The sequence below is a fragment of the Pseudomonas sp. K2I15 genome (genome assembly GCF_002204795.1).
Classification (GTDB): domain Bacteria; phylum Pseudomonadota; class Gammaproteobacteria; order Pseudomonadales; family Pseudomonadaceae; genus Aquipseudomonas.
In genome coordinates, this window is sequence record NZ_NIXO01000039.1 from 33651 (window position 1) to 51259 (window position 17609).

At 61.6% G+C, this 17609-nt stretch carries 12 protein-coding genes; 9 read left to right on the top strand and 3 right to left on the bottom strand.

The genetic code is table 11. The features are described 5' to 3' along the window. Window positions 1-308: 308 nt before the first annotated feature. From CEC48_RS21285 to CEC48_RS21315, 7 genes are all read left to right on the top strand, one after another. Complete coding sequence (locus CEC48_RS21285; protein ID WP_088425537.1) at window positions 309-1742, top strand: serralysin family metalloprotease; 1434 nt, start codon at window positions 309-311, stop codon at window positions 1740-1742. A gap of 74 nt (window positions 1743-1816) precedes the next feature. Further along, a complete protein-coding gene (locus CEC48_RS21290; RefSeq protein ID WP_176438755.1) occupies window positions 1817-2188 on the top strand; it encodes an AprI/Inh family metalloprotease inhibitor in 372 nt (123 codons plus the stop codon). A 102-nt stretch (window positions 2189-2290) separates the two neighbouring features. Next, window positions 2291-4015, top strand: coding sequence for a type I secretion system permease/ATPase (locus tag CEC48_RS21295; RefSeq protein WP_088425539.1), 1725 nt, complete (start codon window positions 2291-2293; stop codon window positions 4013-4015). 110 nt (window positions 4016-4125) lie between these two features. Beyond that, window positions 4126-5460, top strand: coding sequence for an HlyD family type I secretion periplasmic adaptor subunit (locus tag CEC48_RS21300; protein WP_088425540.1), 1335 nt, complete (start codon window positions 4126-4128; stop codon window positions 5458-5460). A gap of 2 nt (window positions 5461-5462) precedes the next feature. After that, window positions 5463-6800, top strand: a complete 1338-nt coding sequence (locus CEC48_RS21305; protein WP_088425541.1) for a TolC family outer membrane protein — start codon at window positions 5463-5465, stop codon at window positions 6798-6800. Between the two features lie 169 nt (window positions 6801-6969). After that, window positions 6970-9927 (top strand): autotransporter serine protease, encoded by a 2958-nt coding sequence (locus CEC48_RS21310; protein WP_088425542.1) that lies wholly within the window; start codon window positions 6970-6972, stop codon window positions 9925-9927. A gap of 191 nt (window positions 9928-10118) precedes the next feature. Next, window positions 10119-11549, top strand: a complete 1431-nt coding sequence (locus tag CEC48_RS21315; protein WP_088425543.1) for a lipase — start codon at window positions 10119-10121, stop codon at window positions 11547-11549. A 130-nt stretch (window positions 11550-11679) separates the two neighbouring features. Here the strand turns inward: CEC48_RS21315 and CEC48_RS21320 are convergent, their stop codons facing one another. Next, entirely contained in the window at window positions 11680-11955 is a 276-nt protein-coding gene (locus CEC48_RS21320) for a hypothetical protein (protein WP_088425560.1), read from the bottom strand. A gap of 91 nt (window positions 11956-12046) precedes the next feature. Then, window positions 12047-12271 (bottom strand): YgdI/YgdR family lipoprotein, encoded by a 225-nt coding sequence (locus CEC48_RS21325; protein ID WP_088425544.1) that lies wholly within the window; start codon window positions 12269-12271, stop codon window positions 12047-12049. A gap of 187 nt (window positions 12272-12458) precedes the next feature. On the opposite strand from CEC48_RS21325, the gene CEC48_RS21330 reads away from it, so the two are divergent. Together CEC48_RS21330 and CEC48_RS21335 are read left to right on the top strand one after the other, a co-directional pair. Beyond that, window positions 12459-14108, top strand: coding sequence for a VRR-NUC domain-containing protein (locus CEC48_RS21330; protein ID WP_088425545.1), 1650 nt, complete (start codon window positions 12459-12461; stop codon window positions 14106-14108). After that, window positions 14105-16393 carry an ATP-dependent DNA helicase gene (locus CEC48_RS21335; RefSeq protein WP_088425546.1) on the top strand — a complete coding sequence of 763 codons (2289 nt, stop codon included), beginning with the start codon at window positions 14105-14107 and terminating at the stop codon, window positions 16391-16393. Before CEC48_RS21330 ends, CEC48_RS21335 begins: the two co-directional genes overlap by 4 nt. Here the strand turns inward: CEC48_RS21335 and CEC48_RS21340 are convergent. Continuing rightward, window positions 16353-17561: a serine hydrolase gene (locus tag CEC48_RS21340; RefSeq protein WP_088425547.1), complete on the bottom strand. Its 1209-nt coding sequence runs from the start codon at window positions 17559-17561 to the stop codon at window positions 16353-16355. The two genes, CEC48_RS21335 and CEC48_RS21340, sit on opposite strands and share 41 nt — an antisense overlap. Between the last annotated feature and the right edge of the window lie 48 nt (window positions 17562-17609).

Consider the following 17609-nt stretch of genomic DNA (forward strand, 5'->3'; position numbering starts at 1 on the left):
GCACTAGTCATGACACGGTGACACTTTCTTAGTGCCCCTCAATCAATACTTTGGATCCATTCTTAATAAAACCAGTTTAGCGGTATTTAATATTTAAATAGTTGTCTTTTTATAAGTCGCTACTAGCCAGCGTTTGCAGGAATTGTTCGTCGCGCCAAGTTTTACCTTGCAAAAATAGCGCTGGACGAATGATTTCAGGTTGTGTCAGTTTTCTTTCGCCTTCAAAAGGGGCGAGTGATAGGACTTACTCGCCAGAGTGGGTTCTATCGGACAAAAACTGTTCCACTTGCAAACAAGGAAGTACGTTTATGTCAAAAGTAAAAGACAAAGCTATTGTATCGGCGGCTCAAGCAAGTACTGCCTATACGCAAATCGATAGCTTTAGCCATCAATATGACCGCGGCGGCAACCTCACGGTCAATGGCAAACCCTCCTACACCGTTGACCAGGCCGCCACCCAGCTGCTGCGTGACGGCGCTGCCTACCGGGATGTCGACGGCAACGGCAAGATCGACCTGACCTACACCTTCCTGACCTCGGCCTCCTCGAGCACCATGAACAAACATGGCATCTCCGGGTTCAGCCAGTTCAACGCCCAGCAGAAAGCACAGGCCGCACTGGCCATGCAATCCTGGTCGGACGTGGCCAACGTCACCTTCACCGAGAAGGCTTCCGGCGGCGACGCCCACATGACCTTCGGCAACTACAGCGGTGGCCAGGACGGCGCTGCGGCATTCGCTTACCTGCCAGGCACCGGCGCCGGCTATGACGGCACCTCGTGGTACCTGACCAACAGCAGCTACACGCCGAACAAGACCCCGGACCTGAACAACTACGGCCGGCAGACCCTGACCCACGAGATCGGCCACACCCTGGGCCTGGCTCACCCTGGCGACTACAACGCCGGGAATGGCAACCCGACCTACAACGACGCGACCTATGGACAGGACACGCGCGGCTACAGCGTCATGAGTTACTGGAGCGAGAGCAACACCAACCAGAACTTCAGCAAAGGCGGGGTGGAAGCCTATGCGTCCGGCCCGCTGATCGACGACATCGCCGCGATCCAGAAGCTCTACGGCGCCAACTACAACACCCGCGCCGGCGACACCACCTACGGCTTCAACTCCAACACCGGGCGTGATTTCCTCAGCGCCACCTCATCGGCCGACAAGCTGGTGTTCTCGGTGTGGGACGGTGGCGGCAACGATACCCTGGACTTCTCCGGTTTTACCCAAAACCAGAAGATCAACCTCAATGAAGCCTCGTTCTCCGACGTTGGCGGCCTGGTGGGCAACGTTTCCATCGCCAAGGGCGTGACCGTCGAAAACGCTTTCGGCGGCTCGGGCAACGACCTGCTGATCGGTAACGCCGCCGCCAACATCCTCAAGGGCGGTGCCGGCAACGACATCCTCTACGGCGGTGGCGGTGCAGACCAGCTGTGGGGCGGCGCAGGCAACGACACTTTCGTGTTCGGTGCCAGCTCGGACTCCAAGCCGGGTGCGGCCGACAAGATCTTCGACTTCACCTCGGGTTCGGACAAAATCGACCTCACCGGCATCACCAAAGGTGCAGGCCTGACCTTCGTCAATGCCTTCACCGGTCACGCCGGCGATGCCGTACTGAGCTATGCCTCGGGCACCAACCTGGGCACCCTGGCGGTCGACTTCTCCGGGCACGGCGTGGCGGATTTCCTCGTCACCACCGTCGGCCAGGCAGCGGTCAGCGACATCGTGGCCTGATACATGCGTAAAGGCGGGTGGCGCACACGCGCTGCCCTCTGCCCTTGCATCCACCCCATGAACGGGCGAAGGTGATGACGCTATTTCGCAGTACAGTTGCCTGGTGTGTCCAGGCGTTGCTTATGTCGGCAGGAGCCACAGCAATGGCAAGCAGTCTGGTTTTACCTACCTCCGCACAGTTGGCCGGGCATTGGGTGCTGCACCAGCAAGAGCAGGTGTGTGCGCTGGATCTGATTGAACAGGCCAACGCCTTGGGCGGCGATGTTGAATGTGCCCGGCAATGGCTGGGAGAAGTGCCCGTTAGTTGGTCACCCACGCCCGATGGTATTTGGTTGATGAATGCCGAAGGCACCGGTATTACCCATTTGAATCGCCAGAAAGAAGGCGAGTATCAGGGCCGCTCCAAATCGGGCGCCGTGTTGTTATTACAGCGCGCACCTGAATAGTTCGTTATATCGATATAACCCAGGTTTTAATGTTTGCCCGTCCCTTAAAGGGACGCTCGGCAAACTATTGCGCGTCATTCGGCTCAGGGAAGATCAGGCAACATGGCGAAGACCACTCCCGTTGCACCACTATTCAAAGCACTCGGCGATTACAAAAGTATTCTGATCAGTATTGGCTGCTTCACGGCATTGATTAACGTCTTGATGCTGGTGCCGTCGATTTACATGTTGCAAGTCTACGACCGCGTGCTGTCTTCACAGAACGAAACCACCCTGGTGATGTTGACCTTGATGGTGGTGGGGTTCTTCGCGTTTATCGGTGTGCTGGAGGTGATCCGCAGCTTTATCGTGATTCGCATCGGCAGCCAACTGGAGCGGCGCTTCAACCTGCGGGTGTACAAGGCCGCTTTCGAGCGCAACCTGCAGCGCGGCGAAGGCCACGGCGGGCAATCCCTGGGGGACTTGACCCACATCCGCCAATTCATCACCGGGCCCGCGCTGTTCGCGTTTTTTGACGCGCCGTGGTTTCCGATTTATCTGTTTGTGATCTTTCTGTTCAACGTTTGGCTTGGGGTGCTGGCCAGCGCCGGCGCCGTGCTGCTGATCGGGCTGGCGTGCCTTAACGAATACCTGACCAAGAAGCCTCTGGGTGAAGCCAGCGGGTATTCCCAGCAATCCACCCAGTTGGCCACCAGCCACCTGCACAACGCCGAGACCATGCAGGCCATGGGCATGCTCGGTGCACTGCGCAAGCGCTGGTTCAAGGTGCATTCGCGGTTTCTGGGCCTGCAGAACAAGGCCAGCGACACCGGCTCGATTATCAGCTCCCTGAGTAAATCCCTGCGCCTGTGCCTGCAATCGTTGGTGCTGGGCCTGGGCGCATTGCTGGTGATCAAGGGTGACATGACGGCGGGCATGATGATCGCGGGCTCCATCCTGATGGGCCGGGTGTTGAGCCCCATCGACCAGTTGATCGCCGTGTGGAAGCAATGGAGTTCGGCCAAGCTGGCCTATCAGCGGCTGGACAACCTGATGCGCGAGTTCCCGCCGCAGGGCGAGCAGATGGCATTGCCGGCGCCCAAGGGCCAGGTGAGTTTCGAGCAGGTCAGCGCTGGCCCTCCGGGGCGGCGTGTACCGACCTTGCATCAGGTCAGTTTCAACCTGGCCGCCGGTGAAGTGCTGGGTGTGCTGGGCGCGTCCGGTTCCGGCAAGTCGACCCTGGCCCGCGTGCTGGTGGGCGTGTGGCCAACCCTGGCAGGCACCGTGCGCCTGGACGCCGCCGACATCCATCGCTGGGACCGTGACGACCTCGGTCCGCATATCGGCTATTTGCCCCAGGACATCGAACTGTTCAGCGGCAGCATCGCCGACAACATCGCACGCTTTCGCGAAGCCGACCCGGAGCTGGTGGTGCAAGCCGCCCAGCAGGCTGGCGTGCATGAGCTGATCCTGCGTTTGCCCCATGGCTACGACACCGTGCTTGGCGACGAAGGCAGCGGGCTGTCCGGTGGCCAGAAACAACGGGTAGCCCTGGCCCGCGCGCTGTACGGCGGGCCGCGTCTGATCGTGCTCGACGAGCCCAACTCCAACCTCGACACCGTGGGCGAAGCCGCACTGGCCAGCGCGATCATGCAGATGAAAGCCCAGGGCAGCACGGTGGTGCTGGTGACGCACCGTTCTTCGGCGTTGGCCCAGGCCGACAAGCTGCTGGTGCTTAACGAAGGCCGCTTGCAGGCCTTCGGCCCCAGCCAGGACGTGCTGCGGGCACTGTCCGGCCAGCGAGAACAGCCCAACTGTAGGAGCGAGCTTGCTCGCGAAGGTCGTTAACGATGACGTTGGCATCTTGACTTAACGCGGGGACCTCGAGTTTTTCGCGAGCAATAACTGGGCGTCCCCCTCGCTCCTACAGTTATTTATCAAGCCCAAGGATCAGGCGCATGAGCAGCGACAGCAGCATTCAAATCAACCGCGATTACGAACAGACCCACCCCGAACACGATGCACGCTTCTTTGCCCGCATGGGCTGGCTGCTGACGGTGGTCGGTGCCGGCGGGTTTTTCCTGTGGGCCAGCCTGGCACCGCTGGACCAGGGCATTCCGGTGCAGGGCACGGTGGTGGTGTCGGGCAAGCGCAAAGCCGTGCAAACCCTCAGCCCCGGCGTGGTCAGCCGGATCCTGGTGCGTGAAGGCGAAGCGGTGAAACAGGGCCAGCCGCTGTTCCGCCTCGACCAGACGCAAAACCAGGCCGATGTGCATTCCCTGCAAGCCCAGTACCGCATGGCCTGGGCCAGCGTGGCGCGCTGGCAGAGCGAGCGCGATAACCAATCGACGATCACCTTTCCGGCCGAACTGAGCGGTAACCCGGACCCAGCCCTGGCACTGGTGCTGGAAGGCCAGCGCCAACTGTTCAGCAGCCGCCGCGAAGCCTTCGCCCGGGAACAGGCCGGCATTCGCGCGAACATCGAAGGCGCTACCGCGCAACTGAATGGCATGCGCCGCGCCCGCAGTGACCTGACCGCACAGGCGCAATCCCTGCGCGATCAACTGAGCAACCTGCAACCTTTGGCCGACAACGGCTACATCCCGCGCAACCGGCTGATGGAGTACCAGCGGCAACTGTCCCAGGTGCAACAGGACCTGGCGCAGAACACCGGGGAAAGCGGCCGGGTCGAGCAGGGCATCCTCGAATCTCGCCTCAAGCTGCAGCAGCACAGTGAGGAGTATCAGAAGGAAGTCCGCAGCCAACTGGCCGACGCGCAACTGCGCAGCCTGACCCTGGAGCAGCAACTGACCTCTGCCGGTTTCGACCTGCAGCACAGCGAAATCAACGCACCCGCCGATGGCATCGCCGTCAACCTGGGCGTGCACACCGAGGGCGCCGTGGTGCGTGCCGGTGAAACCCTGCTGGAAATCGTGCCCCAGGACACCCGCCTGGAGGTGGAAGGGCATTTGCCGGTGCACCTGGTGGACAAGGTCGGCACCCACTTGCCGGTAGACATTCTCTTCACCGCCTTCAACCAGAGCCGCACGCCAAGGGTGCCAGGGGAGGTGAGCCTGATTTCCGCCGACCAGATGCTCGACGAAAAAACCGGCATGCCTTACTACGTGCTGCGCACCACCGTCAGCAGCAGCGCCCTGGAAAAACTCCATGGCCTGGTGATCAAACCCGGGATGCCCGCCGAGATGTTTATCCGCACCGGCGAGCGCTCCTTGCTCAACTACCTGTTCAAGCCGCTGCTGGACCGCGCCGGCTCGGCGTTGACCGAGGAATGAACATGAAGCCGATGTTCATCGCCCTGTTACTCGCGTGCAGCAGCGCCCAGGCCGCCATGGGCCCGTTCGATGTGTATGAGCAGGCCCTGCGCAACGACCCGGTATTCCTCGGCGCCATCAAGGAGCGTGATGCCGGCCTGGAGAACCGCACCATTGGCCGCGCCGGGCTGCTGCCCAAGCTGTCCTACAACTACAACAAGGGCCGCAACAACTCCCAGGCCACCTTGCCGGACGGGCGCGGCGGCAACTATCACGACGACCGTAACTACAACAGCTACGGCTCCACCTTCACCCTGCAACAGCCATTGTTCGACTACGAAGCCTATGCCAACTACCGCAAGGGCGTGGCCCAGGCGCTGTTTGCCGACGAGAGTTTTCGCGACAAGAGCCAGGCGCTGCTGGTGCGGGTGCTGACCTATTACACCCAGGCGTTGTTTGCCCAGGACCAGATCGACATTGCCCGCGCCAAGAAGAAGGCTTACGAGCAGCAGTTCCAGCAGAACCAGCATTTGTTCCAGCAGGGCGAAGGCACCCGCACCGATATTCTGGAAGCGGAGTCGCGCTACGAGCTGGCCACCGCCGAGGAAATCCAGGCGCTGGACGAACAAGACGCCTCGCTGCGGGAACTGGGCGCGCTGATTGGCGTGCAGAGCGTCAACATCAACGACCTGGCGCCGCTGAACCCGGGGTTTGCCGCGTTCACCCTGACCCCGGCCAACTACGACACCTGGCACGAACTCGCACTGACCAACAACCCGACCCTGGCCTCCCAGCGCCAGTCCCTGGAAGTGGCGCGCTATGAAGTGGAGCGCAACCGTGCCGGGCACTTGCCACGGGTGATGGCCTACGCCAGTTCGCGTCAGCAGGAATCCGACAGCGGCAACACCTACAACCAGCGCTACGACACCAACACCATCGGCGTCGAAATCAGCATGCCGCTGTATGCCGGTGGCGGCGTCTCGGCCTCCACTCGCCAGGCCAGCCGCGCCATGGAGCAAGCCGAGTACGAACTGGAAGGCAAGACCCGCGAGACCCTGATCGAACTGCGTCGCCAGTTCAGCGCCTGCCTGTCGGGGGTGAGCAAGCTGCGGGCCTATCAAAAGGCGCTGACCTCGGCCGAGGCGCTGGTGGTATCGACCAAGCAAAGCATCCTGGGTGGTGAGCGGGTCAACCTCGACGCCCTGAATGCCGAGCAGCAGCTGTACAGCACGCGGCGTGATCTGGCCCAGGCGCGGTACGACTACCTGATGGCCTGGACCAAGTTGCATTACTACGCGGGCAATTTGCGCGACACAGACCTGGCCAAGGTGGATGAGGCGTTTGGGCCTATGAGCCGCTGATGCCTGGATGAGTATTGCTTGTGGCAGGGAGCTTCTGTGGCGAGGGAGCTTGCTCCCGTTGGAGTGCGCAGCGCTCCCATCGATTTGGGGCCGCTACGCAGCCCAGCGGGAGCAAGCTCCCTCGTCACAGGACGTACGGGTATTTCAACAATAAGAAAAAGGACGCTTCATGATCACGGGTTCACCTCGCTTCAAACCCTTCACAGCGGGCTCCTTGCTGCTGCTGTCAGTGGCGGCCCACGGGCAGTACATCGAAACCGGCACGCTGGGTGACCCCGCCAGTTGGCGCTCCGCCGAGTTCCAGAGCGACTGGGGCCTGGACCGCATGAAAGCCAACGAGGCTTACGCGAGCGGCATCACCGGCAGTGGGGTGAAGGTCGGTGCGCTGGATTCGGGTTTCGACCCCAATCATCCCGAAGCCTCAAAGGACCGTTATCACGCGGTTACCGCCAGCGGCACTTACGTCGATGGCAGCCCGTTCACAACTACCGGCGCGCTCAACCCCAACAACGACTCTCACGGCACCCACGTCACCGGCACCATGGGCGCGGCCCGTGATGGCGTGGGCACGCACGGTGTGGCGTACAACGCGCAGGTCTACGTCGGCAACACCAACGGCAATGACAGCTTCCTGTTTGGCCCCACACCGGACCCCAAATACTTCAAGGCGGTGTACAGCGCGCTGGTGGACTCCGGCGTGCGTGCGATCAACAACAGCTGGGGCAGCCAACCCAAGGATGTCAGCTACCAGACGCTAGGCGACCTCCACGCTGCCTATGCCCAGCACTACAACCAGAACACCTGGCTCGACGCGGCCGCCGATGTGGCCAAGGCCGGGGTCATCAATGTGTTCAGTGCCGGCAACAGCGGCTACGCCAACGCCAGCGTGCGGTCGGCCCTGCCGTATTTCCAGCCGGAACTGGAAGGCCACTGGCTGGCGGTGTCGGGCCTGGACAAGGCGAATAACCAGAAATACAACCAATGCGGTATCGCCAAATACTGGTGCATTTCCACGCCGGGAGCGTTGATCAACAGCACCATTCCCGACGGCGGCTACGGAGTGAAATCCGGCACGTCGATGTCGGCGCCCCATGCCACGGGCGCGTTGGCGCTGGTGATGGAACGCTACCCGTACCTGAACAACGAACAGGCCTTGCAGGTGTTGTTGACCACGGCCACTCAGCTCAATGGCTCGGTCACTGATGCACCAACCACGCAGGTCGGCTGGGGCGTGCCGGACCTTGGCCGGGCGATGCACGGTCCCGGGCAATTGCTGGGGCTGATGGATGTCACGATGGCAGCCGGGCAGAGCGATGTGTGGAGTAACGCGATCTCCGACAAGGCGCTTATCCAACGCCAGGCCGAAGACAACGCCGAAACCCTGGCCTGGCAGCAAACCCTGCATGACAAGGGCTGGGAGAACGGAGTGGGTGCCGGAGCGAGTCAGCAGGACCAGACCGATTACGCCGTTGGCACTGCCCGTGCGGCAGCGGCGGCCCAGCGTATCTACGAAGGCAGCCTGACTAAATCCGGCGCAGGCAGCCTGATCCTCACGGGCGAAAACACCTACCGTGGCCCGACCACCGTGAATGGCGGCCGCTTGGCGGTGAACGGTTCGCTGACGTCCGCGGTGACGGTCAATGACAGCGGCACACTCGGTGGCTCCGGTCGCATTGCGGCGTTGCAGGTGAATAACGGCGGCACCGTGGCACCGGGCAATTCCGTGGGCACCTTGCAGGTGGCCGGGGATGTGAACCTCGCTGCCGGTTCCACCTATGCGGTCGAACTTACACCCACCAGCAGCGACCGGATTGTCGCGACCGGCAAGGCAACCCTCGGCGGCGGTACCGTGACCCTGGCCCTGGAAAACAGCCCGACCCTGCTCAGCCAGCAACAGGCCGAGAGCCTGGTGGGGCGCCAGTACAACATCCTGCAAGCGGCGGGCGGAATCCAGGGGCAGTTCGGTGCCGTGCTGCCCAACTACCTGTTCCTGGGCGGCACGCTGGACTATGCCGCCAACGGCGTGCAACTGGACATTGCCCGCAGTGACGCGAGTTTCGCCAGTGCCGGCGCTACCCGTAACCAGCGCTCGGTGGCAGTCGCCGCCGAGCAACTGGGCGCTGGCAACCCCGTGTATGAAAGCATCCTGCGCTCGGACTCGGCCGCCACGGCGCAGTCGGGTTTCCAGCAACTGTCGGGAGAAATCTACCCGGCCATCGGCACGATGCTGATCAATGACAGCCGCCAAGTGCGCGACGCCGTTGGCGAGCGCCTGCGCCATACGCCGGTGGCCGGTGAGAGCAACGTGTGGGTCAAGGCCCTCGGCAGTTGGGGCAAGACCGACAGCGGTAGCGAGACGGCGGGGTACACCAGTTCCCTCGACGGCATGTTGGCCGGTGTCGACGGTGCCTTGGACGAGCAGACCCGCGCCGGGTTGGTGGCCGGGTATAGCGGCAGCTCGCTGAACATGGGCAGCGGTACCCACTCCTCGGCGTCCATCGACAGCTACCACCTCGGCGCCTATGCCGGGCATGAGCTGGGTAACTGGCGCCTGAGTGTGGGCGGTGCCTACAGCTGGCATCGCGGCGACGTGAAACGCGACTTGCAGTACGGCGAGGTCAGCGGCAAGCAGAAGACCAAACTGGACGCGCGCAGCGCCCAGGTGTTTACCGAAGCGGCCTATCGCTTGGGCCTGCCATCGGTGGCACTGGAACCGTTCGCCAACCTGGCTTACGTGCATCTGGACAACGAACGCTTTCACGAGAAAGGCGACGCCGCCGCGCTGGAGCGTGGCAGTGACAGCCGCGATGCGGTGCTGAGCACCCTGGGCGTGCGGGCGTCGAAAACCTTGCCCCTCAATGACCGGCAGCAACTGGACGTTTCCGGCTCGTTGGGCTGGCAGCACAGCCTCAGTGCCGTCAAATCGGAAGAGCACCTGGGGTTTGTCGCCGGTGGCCCCTCGTTCGCGGTGCAAAGCTCGCCGTTGCTGCGCGATGCCGCACTGGTGGGCGTGCAGGCCAGCCTGGCCTTGAGCAAAAACACTCGGGTCAACCTCGACTACACCGGCCAGTTGGCTGGCAGGGAGAAGATCCAGGGCGTGGGGCTGAGCCTGAACTGGCAGTTCTGAGCAAGATTTTGAGGCCGAAAGAGGTCAACTGTGGGAGCGGGCTTGCTCGCGAATGCGATGGATCAGTTAAAGGTGCATCGACTGACACACCGCATTCGCGAGCAAGCCCGCTCCCACACTGATCCGGTTCCAATCGTTAATCTGTGCAGATTTGGCTTTCTCGATAATTCCAACAAAAGAGAGGCAATACCATGGGTGTTTTCGACTATAAAAACCTCGGTTCCGAGGGCTCCAAAGCATTGTTCGCCGATGCCATGGCGATCACCTTGTACTCCTATCACAACCTGGATAACGGCTTTGCGGTGGGTTATCAGCACAACGGTTTTGGCCTGGGCCTGCCGGCAACCCTGGTGGGCGCGCTGCTGGGCAGTACCGATTCCCAGGGGGTGATTCCGGGGATTCCCTGGAACCCCGACTCTGAAAAGGCCGCCCTGGATGCGGTGCACAAGGCGGGCTGGACGCCCATCAGTGCCAGCACCCTGGGCTACAGCGGCAAGGTGGATGCCCGGGGTACGTTCTTCGGCGAAAAGGCCTGCTATACCACTGCTCAGGTCGAGGTGCTGGGCAAGTACGATGGCGATGGCAAACTGCTGGAAATCGGTATCGGTTTTCGCGGGACTTCCGGGCCTCGGGAAACCTTGATCAGCGATTCCATTGGCGATTTGGTCAGTGACCTGTTGGCGGCGTTGGGCCCCAAGGATTATGCGAAAAACTACGCGGGCGAGGCCTTTGGCACGTTGCTCAAGGATGTCGCGGCGTATGCCGGCAGCCAAGGGTTGACGGGCAAGGATGTGGTGGTCAGCGGCCATAGCCTGGGCGGCCTGGCGGTCAACAGCATGGCCGACTTGAGCGGCAATAAATGGTCGGGGTTCTACACCGATTCCAACTATGTGGCCTACGCTTCGCCGACCCAGAGCAGCGGCGACAAGGTGCTGAATATCGGCTACGAAAACGACCCGGTATTTCGCGCGCTGGACGGTTCGTCCTTCAATTTCTCGTCGTTGGGCGTGCACGATAAACCTCATGAGTCGACCACCGACAATATCGTCAGCTTCAACGATCACTATGCGTCGACGCTGTGGAATGTCCTGCCGTTTTCCATCGTCAATGTGCCGACCTGGCTCTCTCATTTGCCCACGGGATATGGCGATGGCCTGACCCGCGTGCTGGATTCGACGTTCTACGACCTGACGAGTCGGGACTCGACGATTATCGTGGCCAATCTGTCGGACCCGGCCCGGGCCAATACCTGGGTGCAGGATCTCAACCGCAATGCCGAGCCTCACAAGGGCAATACGTTCATTATCGGCAGTGACGGTGATGACCTGATTCAGGGTGGCAAGGGCGTGGATTTCATTGAGGGTGGCAAGGGCAATGACACGATCCGCGATAACAGTGGGCATAACACCTTTCTGTTCAGCGGCAGTTTTGGACAGGATCGGGTGATTGGTTATCAGCCGACCGACAGGCTGGTGTTTCGGGAGGTGGAGGGCAGTGCAGACTGGCGTGAACACGCCAAGGTGGTGGGCGGCGATACGGTGCTGAGTTTTGGCGCGGATTCGGTGACGCTGGTGGGGGTTGGATTGGCCGGGGTTTGGGCCGATGGCGTTTCTATAAGCTAACTAGCGCTGCTTTTGTGGCGAGGGAGCTTGCTCCCGCTGGACTGCGCAGCAGGCCCATTTTTGGGGCCGCTATGCGCCCCAGCGGGAGCAAGCTCCCTCGCCACAGGTTTACTCAGCGGCTGGGTGTTGGTTATCGCCAGTAGTGGCCGTGGTTCCAGTACGGCCGATGGGGTTGGCCGTAGCCATAACCGTAGTAATGATCGCGCGGCCAGTAGCCTCGCGGGCCGTAGCCATAACCCCAATGGCCGTAATAGCGCGGGCCGGGAGGTGGAGGTTGCACGATCACCACGCGCGATGGCGCCTGGCGGATGATGAGGGTGTCGGCAAATACCGGCGTACTCGCCAGCGCAGCCCACATCAGGGGAATGAGTAGCAGAGCGCGCACCGCTCGGGACATGAATGCCATGGCCATGGTTCTCCGTCATGCCACCTTCGAAGTTGAAGGTGGTTGATCGGTTAAACGCCAGTGCGGGGAAAATCCTTCGGTAAAACTTTTTTTATTTCTCTTTGATCACGGTAGCGACGTCAGCGGCCTTGACCCGTACACGCTTGCCGGCGATGTCGGTGAATTCGTAGAAGCCATCCGCGGTCTTCGCGTTCGGTACGTCCTTGGTCAAATATTGGGTGCCGTTCTGCAACGTCACCACGGTCTGCGTGGAGCAACCGGCCAATACCAGCAACGTGAACATACCCAGCGCCAGGCCCAAATTCTTCATGCTCATAACCTTACCTTGACCCTTCGAAAAGCCCGCGCCTGAGCGGTCGCGGGTAACAAATATGATGTGATGCACAGCCATCTGATCATTATTACTCAAAAAGTTGCGTGTGCCTTTGATCTATTACCGATTGCAACAGGCAGTCAGGGACGGCACTCTGTATGCATAACCAGTGGTTGATCCAGTGCCAGAAATGTCCAATCCCCTTGAAGACCCGCTCTATTACCTGCATAACTTCCGCCAAGTGCTCGACTGGCTGGGGCAGCGTTATGCCGATTTACTGGCCCCGGACGAAGCGCATTTCATTCAGCAATTTGACAGCTTGCCGCAGGCGTCCCAGGCCTTGTTGGTGCGCATGGTGATGCGCAAGGGCGCGCATTTTCGCGCCGGCAAACTCAACTATGTCGAGATCGGTGCAGTGCAGCAGGCGGTATTGCCTCTTCTGGCGCAGGGCTGGGTGACGGATCAGTGCCTGTTGTCATTTGATGAGCTGTTCAGCCTGCTGCAGAAAGCCGAAATCCTCGCGGCGTTCAAACCCTGGATCGAGCAACCCAAGGCCAAGAAAGCGGACTGGCTGGAGGCGCTGTCGGCGCAGTTTGGCGAACCGCGCTGCTTCCAGCACTGGTGCCCGGACCTTGCCGACCCGCTCTACAGCTTGACCGTGATGGACCTGTGCGACCGCTTGCGGCTGATGTTCTTCGGCAATCTCTACCAGGACTGGTCGGAGTTTGTGCTGGCGGACCTGGGGATTTTCACTTACGAGAAAGTCGAGTTCTGTGCTGAATCCCGAGGTTTGCGCAGCCGTGACGACGTGCACGGTTTCCTGTTTCTGCACCAGTGCCAACAGGCCTTTGAAGCGGGCGAGGCGCTGGATGGGGTGCTGGAACAAATCGCTACACTGCACACCGACAACCCCTGGCTGGAAAAGCGTCGGGCCAAACTGTTGTTTCAAGTGGGCCAGTACTGCGAGCGTAGCGCCGAGTTGGCCCTGGCCGAAATGATCTACCGAGGCTGCACTTATCCCGGCTCACGGGCGCGATTGATCCGTGTGCTGGAGCGTCAGGAAGACGTTGCCCAGGCAATGTTGCTGGCCCGTGAAGCGCAGCTGGCACCCGAGAGCGCCGCCGAGCAGCAGCATTTGCTGCGCGTGATACCCCGGCTGCGGCGCAAACTCGGCGAGCCGGCGATGCCCAAGGTAAAACCCCGCGACATCGTACGCCTGGACCTTGAGCTTCCGGCCCCGGAGCCTTTGATGTCGGTGGAGTATTGCGTGCAGGCGCACCTGAGCGACCACGGTGCGCCGGTGCATTACGTCGAGAACAGCCTGATCAATTCGTTGTTTGGCCTGCTCTGCTGGCCGGCGATTTTCGCGCCGTTGCCGGGGTCGTTTTTCCATCCGTTCCAGCGCGGGCCGGTGGACCTGCACAGCGAGGACTTCCACCAGCGGCGTGCCGAGCTGTTTGCCGAATGCCTGGACCAACTGGGTGACGAGCGCTACAAGCGCACCATCCGCCAGCGGTACGTCGACAAATGGGGCATTCAGTCGCCCTTCGTGTTCTGGAGCGTGCTCAGCGAAGAGTTGCTCGACCAGGCCCTCGACTGCCTGCCCGCCGTGCACCTGCGCCACTGGTTCGAGCGCCTGCTGCTGGATATCCGCGCCAACCGCGCCGGCATGCCCGACCTGATCCAGTTCTGGCCCGAGGAAAAAACCTACCGCATGATCGAAGTCAAAGGCCCCGGTGATCGCCTGCAAGACAACCAGTTGCGCTGGCTGGAGTTCTGCGGCGAGCACCAGATGCCGGTGACCGTGTGTTATGTGCGCTGGGCGGAGCAGGAGGCTTGAGCTACAGCGTCGCGGTGCGTGCGTTGTGTGAATTCACCGCCAAGGTCGGCGACCTCGACCTGCGTTTTACCCCGTCTCCCAGCGCCCAGGAAGGGATAGTCGGGCACCGCACCGTGGCTTCGCGGCGTAGCGCCCATTACCAGAACGAAGTCGCGCTTGAGGGCGAATATCAACAGTTGAAAGTCCGGGGCAGGGCGGATGGCTACGACCCGGACCGCAACCAGTTGGAAGAAGTGAAAACCTATCGCGGCGACCTCGATAAACAACCCGCCAACCACCGGCAATTGCACTGGGCCCAGGTCAAGGTTTACGGCTGGCTGATGTGTCAGAAACTCGGGTTGGCGGAGATTGTTTTAGCGCTGGTGTACTTCGACATTGTTGGCGAACACGAAACCCTCTTGAGCCAACCCTTTCAGGCAGCCGACCTGGAGCACTTCTTCAATCAGCAATGCGCCCTGTTCCTCGGTTGGGCGGAACAGGAAATGCATCAGCGCGAAGCCCGCAACGCGGCAGCGGCCGCCCTGGGCTTTCCGCATGCGGCGTTTCGCCCCGGCCAGCGTTCACTGGCGGAAACGGTTTACAAGGCCGTCAGTACCGGCCGCTGCCTCATGGCCCAGGCACCCACCGGTATCGGCAAGACCGTCGGCACGATTTTCCCGATGCTCAAGGCCCTCGCGCCGCAGCAATTGGACAAGGTGTTCTTCCTGACGGCCAAGACTCCGGGCCGAAAATTGGCCCTGGACGCCGCGCAAGTGCTGTATGACAGCAGCCCGGACTTGCCGCTGCGAGTGCTGGAACTGGTAGCCCGGGACAAGGCCTGTGAGCATCTGGACAAAGCCTGTCATGGCGATTCCTGCCCGCTGGCCAAGGGGTTTTATGACCGCTTGCCGGCTGCCCGCGAAGCCGCGTCCCACGTGCGCCTGCTGGACCAGCGCAACCTGCGGGAAGTCGCCCTGGCCCATCACGTCTGCCCCTATTACCTGAGCCAGGAAATGGCACGCTGGACCGACGTTGTGGTCGCCGACTACAACTACTACTTCGATTTCGGCGCCATGCTGTTCGGCCTGGCCCAGCTCAACCAGTGGCGCGTGGCGGTGCTGGTGGACGAAGCCCATAACCTGGTGGATCGAGGCCGCTCGATGTACAGCGCAGCCCTCGACCAGTACACGCTCAAGACCCTGCGCGAGATCGCGCCCGAGCCGCTTAAAAAGTCCTTGCAGCGCCTGAACCGTGAATGGAACGCCCTGCACAAGGAGCAAGTTGCGCCGTATCAGGCTTATGCGCAAAAGCCCGAAAAACTGCTGCAAGCCCTGAGCTTGTGCACCAGCGCCATGGGCGATTATTTCAACGACCATCCCGAAGCGCTAAATGGTGAGCTGCAAGCCTTCTACTTCGAAGCCTTGCAGTTTGCCAAGGTCGCCGAGCTGTTCAACGAACACTTCATCTTCGACATCAGCAAGCGTGAGCTCAGCGGCAAACGCAGTTCATCGAACCTGTGCCTGCGCAACGTGGTGCCCGCCGAGTTCATTCGCCCGCGACTGACGGCGGCCCGCAGCAGCGTGCTGTTTTCCGCCACCTTGAGCCCACGGCACTACTACGCCGACTTGCTGGGAATGCCGCCCGACACGGCCTGGGTCGACGTGGAGTCACCGTTCAAGGCCGAGCAGTTGCAGGTGCATATCGTCGACCGGATCTCCACCCGATTCGTCCATCGCCAGGCGTCCCTGGAGCCCATCGTCGAACTGATCGCCACGCAGTTTGCCGGGCAACCCGGCAACTACCTGGCGTTTTTCAGCAGCTTCGATTACTTGCAGCAAGTGGCGCAATTGTTGGCAGAACGGCACCCGCACATCCCACTGTGGCAGCAGTCGCGGGGCATGGCCGAGGCCGAGCGCCAGGCGTTTCTCGACCAGTTCACACAGCACAGCCAGGGCATCGGTTTTGCCGTGCTCGGCGGCGCATTCGGCGAAGGCATCGACCTGCCAGGAACCCGGCTGATCGGCGCCTTTATCGCGACCCTGGGCCTGGCGCAGCTGAACCCGGTGAATGAGCAGCTCAAACTGCGCATGGGCGCGATTTTCGGCGCCGGTTACGACTACACCTATTTGTATCCCGGCATCCAGAAGGTGGTGCAGGCGGCGGGCAGGGTGATCCGCAGCCAGCAGGACCGAGGCGTGGTGATGCTGATCGATGACCGTTTTGGCGAGGCACGGGTGAAGCAGCTATTGCCGCGCTGGTGGTCGATCACTGCGGCGGATACACCGCATCCCGTAACTGGCGGGTGAAAAGACCAGACATACCTTCATAGGCAGTATTGGTCAACGCAACCACCGTGAGCTTTTGCTGAGGGTCGACAAACCAGCTATGGCCGTAGGCGCCGCCCCATTGCAAGGTGCCCTGGGATTGCGGCGTGCCGGTCAGTGCGGGCTCATCCAGCACCGCCCAGCCATAACCAAATCCCCAGCCGGGGCCCTGGGCTTGCGCCTTGGCACCGACCTGATCGGTAACCATCAACTGCACGCTGTGTGCAGACAGGATCGGTGCGCCGCCCTGGCGAATGGTTTCCAGGAACCGCGCAATATCACCCGCCGTACCCGCCATGCCCGCGCCGCCGGAAGGGTAGGCGTGAGGGTCGAGAATACGCCGCACATCAAACAGCGCCGTACTGTTGCCTGAGGTAATGGTGGCCTTGTCGACCATGCGTTGCGGCTGCGGTGAGCCATCCTGGTATGCGGCGGACAGGCGCTTGAAATCAGTCACGGAAAACCCGGTATCGCGCAGCCCCAGCGGCTCGGTCACCGATTCGCTGATCAAGCCCGGCAGGCTCTGGCCGGAGGCTTTTTGCAGCACCGCCCCCAGCACATCGGTGGCCATCGAATACTGCCAGCCGCTGCCCGGCGGATAACTCAAGGGCACGCTGGCGATGCGCTTCAGGTTCTCGGCAAAGCTGATCTCGGGTTCGCCCAGGCCATCGGAAACCCCGGCGGTGCGGTACGGTCCGCGGGTACTTTCCAGGAACCCATAGCTGAGGCCCGCGGTGTGGTTAAGCAACTGGCTGACGGTGATCACCGGCGTAGTGCCATCCGCCAGCTTGGGATTGAAGTCGGGCAGCCAGCGGCTGACCGGATCGTCCAGGCGCAAGCGGCCTTGTTCCACCAGGTGCATCGCGGCGGCGCAGACCAGCGGCTTGGTGACCGAGGCCAGGCGAAAGATCGTGTCCTCTGTCATTGGGCGCCCGGCTTCCCGGTCCGCCAGCCCGGCAGCCCGGTGGTAAACCAACTGCCCATCCTGCAGCACCAGCACCACCGTGCCCACCAGGCGTTTGTCGGCGATGGCGCTGTCGACTACCGCGTCCACTCGCTTGGCGAGCAGCGGGTCCTGGCCGTCGGCGCAGGCGAGGGTGGTACAAAGCGAGGCGGCGAAGGCCACAAGGTGTCTGGCTGGAGGCTGCATGGGGCAAGTTCGCTCATTGGCAGTGCAGGACTGCCAAATATGAACACA

Coding starts and splice junctions, on each gene's coding strand:
- CEC48_RS21330 (WP_088425545.1), top strand. CDS start 12,459: ATGTCCAATCCCCTTGAAGACCCGCTCTATTACCTGCATAACTTCCGC.
- CEC48_RS21315 (WP_088425543.1), top strand. CDS start 10,119: ATGGGTGTTTTCGACTATAAAAACCTCGGTTCCGAGGGCTCCAAAGCA.
- CEC48_RS21300 (WP_088425540.1), top strand. CDS start 4,126: ATGAGCAGCGACAGCAGCATTCAAATCAACCGCGATTACGAACAGACC.
- CEC48_RS21340 (WP_088425547.1), bottom strand. CDS start 17,561: ATGCAGCCTCCAGCCAGACACCTTGTGGCCTTCGCCGCCTCGCTTTGT.
- CEC48_RS21305 (WP_088425541.1), top strand. CDS start 5,463: ATGAAGCCGATGTTCATCGCCCTGTTACTCGCGTGCAGCAGCGCCCAG.
- CEC48_RS21285 (WP_088425537.1), top strand. CDS start 309: ATGTCAAAAGTAAAAGACAAAGCTATTGTATCGGCGGCTCAAGCAAGT.
- CEC48_RS21295 (WP_088425539.1), top strand. CDS start 2,291: ATGGCGAAGACCACTCCCGTTGCACCACTATTCAAAGCACTCGGCGAT.
- CEC48_RS21320 (WP_088425560.1), bottom strand. CDS start 11,955: ATGGCATTCATGTCCCGAGCGGTGCGCGCTCTGCTACTCATTCCCCTG.
- CEC48_RS21325 (WP_088425544.1), bottom strand. CDS start 12,271: ATGAGCATGAAGAATTTGGGCCTGGCGCTGGGTATGTTCACGTTGCTG.
- CEC48_RS21290 (WP_176438755.1), top strand. CDS start 1,817: ATGACGCTATTTCGCAGTACAGTTGCCTGGTGTGTCCAGGCGTTGCTT.
- CEC48_RS21310 (WP_088425542.1), top strand. CDS start 6,970: ATGATCACGGGTTCACCTCGCTTCAAACCCTTCACAGCGGGCTCCTTG.